Below are 11,154 nucleotides of genomic sequence, written 5' to 3'. Positions count from 1 at the left end.
CCATGCGCCGCTCGATCAGCAAACTTCTCGGCCTCGCCGCCGCCACCGCCGTCATCGCGATCGGTGTTCCCGCCCTCGCCTCCCCCGCCTCCGCCGCCACCCTCACCGCCGCCCCCGCCGCATCGAGCGGCTACGACGAGGAGCCCTGGGGCTACTACTACTCCAGGTTCTACGACGACTCCCGCGCCGCTGCCCGGGGCACCGTGCGGCTCGACGAGGACGACCGCCTCCACGTCCAGGGCAGGCTCTACGACAAGAACTCGCCGAACTGGCTGTGCGGCTACGCCCAGTTCAAGTTCGAGACCCACGACGGCGACGAGAACTACTCCTGGTCGCGCAAGTGCGGCACCAGCGGCTACCAGCGCTTCCACTACGTCGCGGACGATATCGACAACCTGCAGGTCAGGGTCTGCTACTGGGACAGGCACGACGCCAAGAGGACGCTGTGCGGCAAGTGGCGCTACATCTACGAGATCGAGTCCGACGACGAGGAGTGACCCCGGGGCCTCCGGCGGATCCCTCCGGTAGTCGTACCGGTGACACCGATCCGTGAACGTCCACCCGCGATCTCCATCCGACCCGCTGCCCCCGCGAGCCGCGACTCGCGTGCGGCGCCGGACGAACACCAGGCCCGCCCGGATTCCGGGCGGGCCTTTTGTTCCATTAAGTGACTGAAGCGTTGTTTTTGATGTTATGTACTGTTTGTAGAAACATAGCCTTTTCGGCTACCCGTTTCTCCTCATATCCCACACCTCGGGTGTCCGTCTCACGCGGCCTCGACCAGCCCCATCCGCGCGTGCATCCGTTCTCGGACGATCGGCCATTCGTCGCTCAGGATCGAGTAGTACGCGGTATCTCGGACCGTGTCGTCGGCGCCTCGGCTCTCCGCCCGCCGCACACCGTCGAGGTGCGCGCCGAGGGCTTCGATGGCGGCCCGGGAGCGTACGTTCCGTATATCGGCCTTGAGGGTTATGCGGTGGACCTGCCAGGTCTCGAAGGCGAGGGAGAGCATCAGATACTTGCTCTCGCGGTTGATACCGGTTCCCTGCGCGGAGGCGGAGAGCCAGGTGTAACCGATGTCCGCCACGGACGGGACATCGCCCACCGCCCCACGAGCGCCCGGCGGCCAGGGCATGGGGCCCTGCCAGTACTCCAGGTGCATGAGACGGGTGGCACCGACCACGCGATCGGTGTGGAGCCACCGGATGGCGAAGGGCATCGTGCGGCCCTCCGCCTGCTCAGCCAGAGCGGCCTCCACGTAGGAGACCATCTCGTCCCGGCCATTGGGGACGCGAGTGAAGGCGTAGGTAGAACGGTCTTCACTCGCCGCGGCGACGAGGTCGTCGACGACCGCGAGGCTGAGCGGTTCCAGGCGCACGAGGCGCCCGGACAGGGTGACAAAAGCGGGCATGAGCACATAATGAGGGCTCTTTCCCATGCTTGATACCAAACGATACGAGACATCTTGGTGAGCATCGAGGGACGCCCGTGACCGGTGGGCCTTCACGGCGAGAAATCCCAGGTGGGAGCCGCTGGAACCACCCCGGGACACCCGCCGCGGGAGCGTTCCCGGCGAGGGTGCGATCACCCCGTCGCGGGCGCCGTGACGAGCGGGACGCGCACCCGGGACCGGGGCGCCCGCCCCGTCGCGCGCAGACCGGTCAGCGCCTCGCTCAGATCATCCAGCGAGGCGGAGATCCAGGGCAGTTCCAGGGGGTCCGGGGCGTCGAGCGCGGCCAGCCGCAGCCGCGCCGTCTCGCCGTACAGAAGGCTGGTCGCCACCCGTACCCGCAGGGCCGCCGGGTCGTCGCCGAAGACGTGGCCGGGGAGCACCCCGACGCCGTGTCGGTCGAGCAGGTGCGTGGCCAGATCGGCGGAGGACGCGAAGTCGAACCCGATGAAGTCGGGGTAGAGGTAGAAACCACCCTGGGGCGCGTCCACCCGCACGCCCGCGCGGACGAACCGCTCGTACACCGCCCGCGCCACCGCACCGTGCAGCTCGCGGCTCCGGGCCACCCGCTCGACGAGCTCCGGCGGCTCGGTGTAGGCGTACGCCGCCGCCTGCTGGACCGGTGCGGCCGGGCTGGACCAGATCTCGCTCGCCACCGCCAGGAGCCGGTCGCGCAGGAGCGGTGACGGGAGCCGGGCCACGCCGATCCGCCAGCCGCCCAGGGCGAGGCTCTTGCTGAGCCCGCTGGTGATCACGGTCCGCTCGGGAGCCACGTCGGCGGGGCTGAGGAAACCGGTGGCCGGGGAGTGGACCAGGTCGCGGTAGATCTCGTCGGAGACGATCGTCAGGTCGAGCTCGCGGGCGACCTCGGCGATCCGCCGGATCGTGGACGCCCCGGCCAGCGTGCCGGTGGGGTTGTCGGGAAGCGTGACCAGCAGCGAGCGCACGTCGCGCCCCTGGGTACGGGCGTGCCTGACCGCCGCCGCCACGCGCTCGGGATCCGGCACCCCACCCTCGCCGGGGGGCGTCGGAACAAGCAGGGAACGCGCCCCGACCAGCTCGGTCTGGGCGGCGTAGCTGACCCAACTCGGCATCGGCAGCACGATGTCGCCGCCGATCGCGAGCAGCAGGCCGTACAGCAGGGGCTTGCTTCCGGGGCCGCAGACCACCAGGCCGGGGTCGGTGGGCAGGTCGCGCCGCGACCAGTAGCCGGCGGCCGCCTCGCGCAGCGCGGGCGCGCCGGCGACCGGTCCGTACCCGTTGAGCCCGGACGCCGCGGCCAGCCGCTCACGCAGGACCGGATGCACGGGCAGGCCGGCCTCACCGAAGGCCAGGTGCAGCACGCGCTCACCGGCGCGCCGTCTTCGCTCGATGTCCTCGTTGGCCGCCAGGGTGGCGGAAAGCGTGACGCTCATCGCGGGGTCCTTACTCGTCGCGGAACACTGCGGAACACTGCGGGACGTTGTGGAACGCCTCTCAGCCTGGTGGGATGGGGTGCATCAGGACAAGCTTCGGTTGTCATGGGTGGGCGTAAGGAAAACTGATGCTTGATTTGCGGAGGCTCGTCCTGATCTGTGAGTTCGCTCGCCGGGGCAGCATCGCGGCCACCGCGACCTCCCTGGGCTACAGCCCCTCGGCGGTCTCGCAGCAACTGGCCGCGCTGGAGCGCCAGGCGGGCGCCGTGCTGATCGACAGGACCGCCAGAAGCGCGGAGCTGACCGACGCGGGGCGCCGCCTGGTCGAGCACGCCGAGCGCATCCTGGCCATGGTGGAGAGCGCCGAGTCCGACCTGTCGGCCCAGGCCGCGACCCCGTCGGGGCGGGTCACCGTGACCGCCTTCCCGACCGCCGCGGTGGCCTTCGCGCCCGCGCTGGCCAGGACGCTGCGACGGCACGGCGAGCTCACCCTGCGGATGGGACAGAGCCGTTCGGGGCGCGGGATGCGCGAGGTGCAGTCGGGCGAGGTGGACATCGCCCTGATCGACGACTGGCACGGCCGGATGCGCGAGCCCGACACCATGCGGGTCTTCCCGCTGCTGCGCGACCCGCTGGTGCTCGTGGTGCCGCGCAGGCACCGGCTCGCCTCCCCCGACGTCCCGGTCGACCTGCGGGACCTGCGCGACGAGCCCTGGATGGCCACCCCGGACGGCGAGCCCTCCCGGCTGGCGGTGGACCGGCTGATGGCCGACGTCGGCGGTCACCGGCCGGTGCCCTGGGAGTTCGAGGGACTGGGCACGATCATCGGCCTGGTCGCCAAGGGCATCGGCATCGCCGCCGTCCCCGCCCTGGCGCTGGCCGCCGGGGTCCGCGGCATCGCCGTCCGCCGGTTTCCCGGCCCGCCGGTGGGCCGGGTCGTGCACGCCGTCGCCCGATCGTCCAGCGTCCACCGCCCCGCCGTCTCCGTCACCCTCCGGGCCGTCCACGTCGCCGCCCGGCTCCTCGCCGCCGACCTGGAGGGGGTCGAGCCGGCGTCCAGGGAACACCCGGGGGCCCGGCCGGAGTTCGAGGACCCTGCCGGAGCGACGCCCGGGGGTCCGCGTCAGGGTGATGCTTGACCAGGGTGGTGTTCGACCGGGGTGCGGCCGGTGCGACGCCCGAGGGTCCGCGTCAAGGTGATGCTTGACCAGGGTGGTGTGCGACCGGTGCGACGCCCGGGGGTCCGCGTCAAGGTGATGCTTTACCAGGATGGCTCCCGGGGTCTCGCGTCCCGGTAACGTCGGCACGTGCCTCCCACCTACGCGCTCGAGCGATTGCTGAACGACGGCGGTTCCAAACTGGTCGCCGGGGTGGACGAGGTCGGGCGCGGAGCCTGGGCCGGCCCGGTGGCGGTCTGCGCCGTGGTCACCGACCTGTCGGAACCGCCCGCCGGGCTCACCGACTCGAAACTGCTCAGCCCCGCCCGCCGCGTCGCCATGGTCTCCGAGATCACCGCCTGGGCGGCCGGGATCGGGTACGGCGAGGCGTCCCATGAGGAGATCGACGCGCTCGGGATGACCGAGGCCCTGCGCAGGGCGGCCAGAAGGGCACTGGCCGGGCTGCCCGTCCGGCCCGACGTGGTCGTCCTGGACGGGAAGCACGACTATCTGGGCGCGCCCTGGCCGGTCAGGTGCGAGGTGAAGGGTGACCTTTCCTGCGTCTCCGTGGCCGCGGCCTCCGTGATCGCCAAGGTCCGGCGGGACACCTACATGGCCTCGCTGGGTTTCGAGGAGTACGGGTTCGCCGACAACGCGGGCTATCCCTCGCCGGTCCACCAGGCGGCGCTGGCCTCCCTCGGCCCGACGGAGCATCACCGCCTGTCCTGGTCCTATCTGGACGACCTTCCCCGGTGGCGCCACCTCAAGAGGCATCGCAACCCGCTGGCAGGAGAGGGCCAGCTCGGGCTCTTCGGACCGCCCGCCCGCCCGCAATGAGACCGGTCCGGAGACCGGGATGAGACCGGGGAAGGCGGTCCGTCTCGGAACGAGGCCGTCAGCAGTCGACCAGCTCGGGCGTCTGGTTGAGGATCTGCGACCTGGCGGTGACGAACTCCGCGTGGGCGCCGGTGGCGGACGGGTCGAAGACGGCGACCCGGTGGCAGTTCTGGAAGGCCAGCCTCACCCCGAAGTGGCGCTCCAGGGCGCCGCGCATGGCGTCGCTGGCGAGAGCGCGCAGGAGTTGGCCGCGAGCGGCCTCGTCCGGCGGGGGCACCGTGTTGTCGGCGAACTCGGCACCGGTGTGCTCGCGCTCCTTGACCAGCTCGCTGATGAGCGACCAGGCGTAGGGAAGGGAGTCTCTGACACAGGTGACGAATGCCGCGTCGTCCACCTCACCGGCCTTGGCCTGGTCGAGAAGATCGTTCGAAACGGTCAGCGACATGCTGCGTTCTCCTCACAGAAGGGGATTCATCAGACACTAGGTCGGGCCTACTGAGCGCTCCATCTAGCGGGAGAGCGACACTCGCGTGGGCCCGAAGACGAAGCCGGGGTCGATCTGGGCCGCCAGATCCTCGCCCGTGGCCCTGTTCGCCCAGGCCTCCGCGTTGCGGAGGTGGAACTGCACGGCCTGGCGCCCGAAGCGGAACCAGTCTTTCTCCTGGGCGTCGAGATGGTCGAGAATCGTGCCCAGGGCCCGGGAGTTGGCCGGTTCGAGGTCCCGGAGGGTGAAGGGGCGGCCCTGCTCCATCGCGCGGATCGCCGAGGAGTGCTCCAGGCAGACCAGCAGGTCGTCGCCGACCTGATCGCGCAGGAACGCCACGTCCCCGGGGCCGTGGATCTTGTTGCCCACCACCGCGACCGGCACGCCGTAGTCGGCGGCGTAGTCGCGGTACTGCCGGTAGACGCTCACGCCCTGGCGGGTCGGCTCGGCCACCAGGAAGGTCATGTCGAAGCGGGTGAACAGTCCCGAGGCGAAGGAGTCGGCTCCGGCCGTCATGTCGACCACGACGTACTCGCCCGCGCCGTCGAGCAGATGGTTGAGATAGAGCTCCACGGCGCCGACCTTGGAGTGGTAGCACGCCACCCCCAGGTCGTCCTCGCTGAACGGCCCGGTGACCATCAGGCTGGGGCCCTCGGCCGTGGCGACGGAGAATCCGGTGTGGATCGGGTCGTCCCGCTCGTCGAGGCGGAGCAGCCGCGAGCCGGACCCCGGCGGGGTGGTCTTGACCATCGCGGAAGCCGATGAGATGCGGGGGTTGTCGCCCCGCAGGTATTCCTTGATCTCGGTCAGGTGCGAGCCCATCGGCCTCGGCAGCGCACCGTCGGCCAGCCCCAGTGCCATGCCCAGGTGCTGGTTGATGTCGGCGTCGACGGCCACGACGGGACCGCCCCGGCTCGCTGTGTATCTCGCGAACAGCGCCGACAGAGTCGTTTTGCCGCTGCCGCCCTTGCCGACGAATGCCACCCTCACGACGACCGTCCAATCTGGTTATGAAAATCATTTCAATCCCTGGAGGGACCCATCATGCCACGACGGGCGGGGGCGCGTGGCGCGTATCGCGGGGAAGTGGGGAGGTGTGCTCGCTTCGCGAATGCCGATAAAGGTGACCTCTCACGACAAATACGGGTGAAAGGTGTGAGAGAAAACGCCCGCCATGTCATGACCGGTGCCGAAGATCCGCTGTTACCGCTTCGCGGTCTCCTGTACGGACTCGACAGCTGCCTTGGGGATCGGTGGGGCGGATGTTTGCCATCGGCGCCGATGAGATCCGGCCAGTCCGGGTATCCCACCCCGAGTTGGTTGATCTTGACCCCCCGGCGAGATCGTGGACAAAGGTCAGCAAGGGGCTTTGGTGGTACGTACCGGTACCTGGTCGCGTCGCGTTTCCGAACGGCGGGTTCCTGAACGGCGGGTTCCTGAACGGTTCTCCGAGCGGTGGTTCTCCGAGCGGTGGTTCTCCGAGCGGTGGTTCTCCGAGCGGTGGTTCTCAGGACGGGGTTTCTCCGGAAGGCGTTTCTCGGGACGGCGTTTTTCAGGACGGCGGGCCGGTGGGTTCGCCGTGTGGGGTGTCGCGCTCGCGATGCTCGTGACGCCGTCGCTCGCTCTCGCCGCACCCCGGACGGACGCGGCGGAGGCGTCCTCGTCATCCGTCCGGACAGGGGCCGGGACTCCCCGGGTGACGGCGGACGGGAAGTCTCCGCCTGCGCGGGCGGCGAAGGGGAAGCCCTCGCCCGTACTCGCGGGGAACTCGCCCGTACGCATGGGGAACTCGCCCGTACGCGCGGGGAGCTCTCCCACGGGGAAGGGAGGCGGGGCGGCGTCGCCCGCTGTGGTCGAGGCTCCCTCGCCGGCGGGTGGAACGTCCGATTCCGCCCCGACGGCGATAGAGATGTCCCGGCCCGTCCAGGGAACGGATGAGGTGCCGGCGCACGTGCCCGCCGAGGAGGTGTCCGCGTCCGTACCCGAGGAGAAGGAAGTGCCCGGGGGGAACGGGGTGCTTTCGCCCGCGTCCGGGGCGGAGGGGAAGAGCGCGTCCGCGCCGGTGGGGAACGGGGTGTCTTCGCCCGCGTCCGAGACGGGAAGGCGGGTCGCGAGGGGCGCCTCCGGCGGCGAGAGCCGTGTGGAGGGGGCCGGGAAGTCGGAGGTCGAGATCACCAAGACGGCCTCGCCCGTCCTCGCCAAGCCCGGCCAGAAGGTCACCTATACCGTCAAGCTACGCAACACCGGTGACACCGCCCACCCGGGCCTCGCCTTCACCGACGACCTGTCGGGCCTGCTCGACGACGCGGACTTCGACCACGACCAGTCGGCCACGTCGGGCACGGTCGCCTTCGCCGAGCCCGAGGTGACCTGGACCGGTGACGTGGCCGCCGGCCAGACGGTGACGGTCACCTACGGCGTCACGGTGAACGACCCGCCGGCGGGGGACCTGCGTCTCTCCGGCAAGCTGGTCGGTCCCGAGGGCTCCAACTGCGAGGCAGGGTCCACCGATGCCGCCTGCGGAAACCTCGGCGGGCCCGGCCTGCCGCTGCTGTACGTCCTCATGACCGCCGACAGGGAGACCGCCGGCCCCGGCCAGACGGTCGGCTACACGATCACCGTCGGCAACGTCGGTAACGAGGACTATCCGGGTGCCACGCTCACCGGGGAGCTCTCCCGGGTCCTCGACGACGCGGCCTACAACGGCGACGCACGGGTCACGAGCGGCACCGTCTCGTACGGCGCGCCGAAGCTGACCTGGGCCGGAGACATCTCGATGGGCGAGACGGTCACGATCACCTACAGCGTGACCGTCGGCACCCCCGCCACCGGGGACGGGGTGCTGGACAGCGCCGTCCAGGCCCCGGGGGGCGGGACGAACTGCCCGGACCCGGCGCCGTGGTCCGCCAGGCGCGCCGCTCCCGTTCCCGGTGCGGGCCTCGGCTGCGCGCAGCGGGTCGCCGTGCTGGGGACGACGGCCACCGGGACGCTCACGCCCGAGGTCTCCGAGCCGGATGACGTCGGGGCGGGCGTGAGGCCCGGATCCGACTGCCCGGCGGGATCGGCCGAACCCGGCTGCGGAACGGGGCCGGTGAAGACCGCCGTCGCCCAGGCGCCGGTGTCTGGGGCCGTTGACGGTTCCGCCCAGGCTCCGTCTCCGGCAGCCGTTCCGGGTTCCGGTCCGGCGCCCGGTCAGGGTTCCGTTCCGGGTTCCGTGCCGCCCGGTCAGGGTTCCGTGCCGGGTTTCGTGCCCGGTCAGGGTTCCGTGCCGCCCGGTCAGGGTTCCGGTCCGGGTTCCGTGCCCGGTCAGGGTTCCGGTCCCGAGGTCGCATCGGCGTTCGATCCGGATTCCGCGCCGATTCCCGCTCCCGGTTCGGTGCCCTCGCCGGTTCCCGATCCGGCGCAGGCGTCGGTCTCCCCCTCGGGGCCCGCACCCGTTCCCGGCCCGGAGCGGGCACCCGTGCCCGCGCGGGTGCCGAAGCCGCTCTCCGACCCGTCGTGCGTGCCGGGCCGGGGGCGGTCCTTCTCGGTTCCCTGTCCCGCCGGTGGGTCCCGCGAGGTATCGGCCGGTCCCTCGCTGCCGTTCACGGGGCTGCCGTTCGGGCCGGTCCTGGTGGGACTCCTGCTTTCCGGTCTCGGTCTGGTCCTGCGGCTGCGTACCCGGCCGGGGAGACCCTAGCCGGGCACGCATCGCACCGGATCAGACCGGTTGGACCCGGCGACGGCGGCGGAGCAGGAGCGCGGTGGTGGCCAGCCCCGCGACGGCGGCGGAGGCCAGCGAGACGGGCAGGACCCAGCCGGCCGTCTTCTCCGGCGGGGTCACGGTGTTGATGTCCGTGGCACAGACCAGCACGGGGCCGGTGGCGCTCCTGCGGGCGCAGGCCGTCGTCGCCAGGTTCTGCACCGCGGCCCCCGCCACCGCGCCCACCCGGGCGCTCAGATGGACAATGGTGTCCTTCTCCGGCGGGACGTTCACCGTCCACGCCACCTTGTCCTGCTCCACATGCCCCCCGGCGTCGGCCTTCACGAAGGTCATCGACGGTGGCAGGGACTGCACCAGGAGGACGCGCTTCAGCCGGGCGGTCCCCTGGTTGCTGAGACGAAGCGTGTACGTGTTCTCCGCGCCGGGAGTGGTATCCCTCGCTCCGTCGTCGAGGGAGATGGAGACCGAGGGGACCGGATCGGCCCAGGCGGTCGGCCATCCAAGCGCGGGTGCGGCGATTGCGGCGAGCAGGCCCACGCTCGCCAGGTGACGTTTCATCCTCGAACCTCCATGGTGACGCTAAGTAATCACTCCATAACAGCATTCCGACACTCGTGGGCGCTCTCAACGCGCCGGACGCGCCGGGCATGTCGTCCGCGGGTCCACCGGTTCGTCGGGTCCGCCGGTCCGTCAGTGGCAGGCGGAGTCGAGGACGACGGCGTTCGTCTCAACGCGCTCGTCCGCGCTCATCCGGTCCCCGGCCTGTACGGCGGGCACGGAGCGGGGCGGGGCGGGCGGCGCCGCCAGGGTGGCGATGACCTCACGCCTGATCAGGTGGTAATCGGGTGCCCCCGAGTAGATGAGCGGGGGGACGAACTGGAGGCTCCTGATCCTGGAGTCCTTCACCTTCTCCGCCAGTTCGACCAGGTCGGGCAGCAACTGCTGCGGTATGTCGGTGGAGATGGCGTCGACGGCGGCGGTGGCCAGTTTCTCGAAGCTGCTGAAAACCGTCACCGGGTCGGCCTGCTTGGCGACGGCGTTCAGCAGGCACTTCTGGCGGCCCATCCGCACGTAGTCGTCGCTGTAGGTGCGGGACCTGCCGTACCAGAGCGCCTCCTCGCCCGAGAGTCTCCGTCTGCCCGCCTCGATCAGGCCCTCGTTCTGCCTGCCGTACACGATGGGATCCTTGATGCGGACCCGTACGCCGCCCATCGCGTTGACGATTTCCACGAAGCCCCTCATGTCGACCATCGCGTAATAGGGAATGTCGAGGCCGAGGATGCCGCCGATCGTCCTTTTCAGGAGCGTGGGGCCGCGGTGCCGCTTGTTCTGCCGGGGAACCATCTCGGGATAGTCCTCGGCGTACTGGTAGACCTCGTTGAGCATGCCCGGCGTGTACGGCCCCTCGCCCTGGAAGCCGTAGGGAAAGCGGTCGCGGGCCGGGCCCGGCGGCATCGGGACGTCCTCCAGGTTCCTGGGCAGGCCGAACAGCACGGTGTCGCCGGTCCGGGTGTCGACGCTGGCCACGGTCATGCTGTCGGTGCGCACGCCGACCCGGTTGGCCGCCGCGTCCGCGCCGACAAGCAGGATGTTGAGCCGGTCCACGCCCTCCCACGGGTCCACCGGGATCGGCGTGACGCTTTCGGCGAAGACCGAGGTCACCACGCTGTGGGAGACGTAGGCCAGCCGGACCGCGTAGATCATCGGGGCGATCGTCAGCACGCACAGCACGCCGACGGAGGCGGCCGAGAGGTACCGGGCCGCGGGGTGCGCCGACTCCGGCCGCACCAGCAGGTAGGAGCGGATGACCACGGCGACCGTCACGACGGCGACCAGCATCGCGGTGAGCGCGAAGACCCAGAGCCAGGCGGGTTGTACGGCGAGGGAGAGCAGGGAGGGTCCCGCGGTCAGGACGGCGGTCGCGGCGGCTCCGGCGAGGACCAGCTCGATGCCCATCAGGAAGGCGCCGGTCAGACGGCGGCCCACCCAGACGTGGGCTAGGCCCCACAGAACGGCTGAGCCCAGTGTCAGTGCCAGGCTCGATCCGACGCCTGTTCGCCGCGTATTGCCTGCCATAGCCGTGAATTCTCCTGTCCGTCAGCCCAATA

Annotated in this window: 10 protein-coding genes; 4 read left to right on the top strand and 6 right to left on the bottom strand. The window is 70.7% G+C overall.

Going from position 1 to position 11,154, the window contains the following annotated elements; all coding sequences use genetic code 11:
- The first annotated feature begins 2 nt into the window (after nucleotides 1-2).
- Nucleotides 3-497 carry a hypothetical protein gene (locus OG587_RS06760; RefSeq protein ID WP_329087876.1) on the top strand — a complete coding sequence of 165 codons (495 nt, stop codon included), beginning with the start codon at nucleotides 3-5 and terminating at the stop codon, nucleotides 495-497.
- A 269-nt stretch (nucleotides 498-766) separates the two neighbouring features.
- On the opposite strand, the gene OG587_RS06755 is transcribed toward OG587_RS06760, so the two are convergent.
- Both OG587_RS06755 and OG587_RS06750 read right to left on the bottom strand, forming a co-directional pair.
- On the bottom strand, nucleotides 767-1,411 hold the full coding sequence (locus tag OG587_RS06755; RefSeq protein ID WP_329087874.1) for a GNAT family N-acetyltransferase: 645 nt from the start codon (nucleotides 1,409-1,411) through the stop codon (nucleotides 767-769).
- 173 nt (nucleotides 1,412-1,584) lie between these two features.
- Nucleotides 1,585-2,865 carry a pyridoxal phosphate-dependent aminotransferase gene (locus OG587_RS06750; RefSeq protein WP_329087872.1) on the bottom strand — a complete coding sequence of 427 codons (1,281 nt, stop codon included), beginning with the start codon at nucleotides 2,863-2,865 and terminating at the stop codon, nucleotides 1,585-1,587.
- Nucleotides 2,866-2,993: 128 nt separating this feature from the next.
- On the opposite strand from OG587_RS06750, the gene OG587_RS06745 reads away from it, so the two are divergent.
- Together OG587_RS06745 and OG587_RS06740 are read left to right on the top strand one after the other, a co-directional pair.
- Complete coding sequence (locus OG587_RS06745; RefSeq protein ID WP_329087871.1) at nucleotides 2,994-4,004, top strand: LysR family transcriptional regulator; 1,011 nt, start codon at nucleotides 2,994-2,996, stop codon at nucleotides 4,002-4,004.
- 168 nt (nucleotides 4,005-4,172) lie between these two features.
- Complete coding sequence (locus OG587_RS06740) at nucleotides 4,173-4,859, top strand: ribonuclease HII (protein WP_329087870.1); 687 nt, start codon at nucleotides 4,173-4,175, stop codon at nucleotides 4,857-4,859.
- A 58-nt stretch (nucleotides 4,860-4,917) separates the two neighbouring features.
- Here OG587_RS06740 and OG587_RS06735 read toward each other — a convergent pair whose 3' ends face one another.
- On the bottom strand, nucleotides 4,918-5,304 hold the full coding sequence (locus tag OG587_RS06735; RefSeq protein ID WP_329087869.1) for an SCO5389 family protein: 387 nt from the start codon (nucleotides 5,302-5,304) through the stop codon (nucleotides 4,918-4,920).
- Nucleotides 5,305-5,367: 63 nt separating this feature from the next.
- A complete protein-coding gene (locus OG587_RS06730) occupies nucleotides 5,368-6,333 on the bottom strand; it encodes an ATP-binding protein (protein ID WP_329087868.1) in 966 nt (321 codons plus the stop codon).
- Between the two features lie 949 nt (nucleotides 6,334-7,282).
- Here OG587_RS06730 and OG587_RS06725 point away from each other — a divergent pair.
- A complete protein-coding gene (locus OG587_RS06725; protein WP_329087867.1) occupies nucleotides 7,283-9,022 on the top strand; it encodes a DUF7927 domain-containing protein in 1,740 nt (579 codons plus the stop codon).
- 21 nt (nucleotides 9,023-9,043) lie between these two features.
- Here OG587_RS06725 and OG587_RS06720 read toward each other — a convergent pair whose 3' ends face one another.
- Together OG587_RS06720 and OG587_RS06715 are read right to left on the bottom strand one after the other, a co-directional pair.
- Nucleotides 9,044-9,604 carry a hypothetical protein gene (locus OG587_RS06720; protein ID WP_329087866.1) on the bottom strand — a complete coding sequence of 187 codons (561 nt, stop codon included), beginning with the start codon at nucleotides 9,602-9,604 and terminating at the stop codon, nucleotides 9,044-9,046.
- Between the two features lie 132 nt (nucleotides 9,605-9,736).
- Complete coding sequence (locus tag OG587_RS06715; protein WP_329087863.1) at nucleotides 9,737-11,122, bottom strand: LCP family protein; 1,386 nt, start codon at nucleotides 11,120-11,122, stop codon at nucleotides 9,737-9,739.
- Nucleotides 11,123-11,154 lie beyond the last annotated feature (32 nt).

The organism is Streptosporangium sp. NBC_01469 (assembly GCF_036227305.1).
GTDB lineage: Bacteria > Actinomycetota > Actinomycetes > Streptosporangiales > Streptosporangiaceae > Streptosporangium.
This window is presented reverse-complemented; position numbering and strand designations above follow the sequence as displayed.

Excerpts from the sequence above, each read along its gene's own strand:
- OG587_RS06760 (WP_329087876.1), top strand. The coding sequence starts at position 3 with ATGCGCCGCTCGATCAGCAAACTTCTCGGCCTCGCCGCCGCCACCGCC.
- OG587_RS06755 (WP_329087874.1), bottom strand. The coding sequence starts at position 1,411 with ATGCCCGCTTTTGTCACCCTGTCCGGGCGCCTCGTGCGCCTGGAACCG.
- OG587_RS06750 (WP_329087872.1), bottom strand. The coding sequence starts at position 2,865 with ATGAGCGTCACGCTTTCCGCCACCCTGGCGGCCAACGAGGACATCGAG.
- OG587_RS06745 (WP_329087871.1), top strand. The coding sequence starts at position 2,994 with ATGCTTGATTTGCGGAGGCTCGTCCTGATCTGTGAGTTCGCTCGCCGG.
- OG587_RS06735 (WP_329087869.1), bottom strand. The coding sequence starts at position 5,304 with ATGTCGCTGACCGTTTCGAACGATCTTCTCGACCAGGCCAAGGCCGGT.
- OG587_RS06720 (WP_329087866.1), bottom strand. The coding sequence starts at position 9,604 with ATGAAACGTCACCTGGCGAGCGTGGGCCTGCTCGCCGCAATCGCCGCA.
- OG587_RS06715 (WP_329087863.1), bottom strand. The coding sequence starts at position 11,122 with ATGGCAGGCAATACGCGGCGAACAGGCGTCGGATCGAGCCTGGCACTG.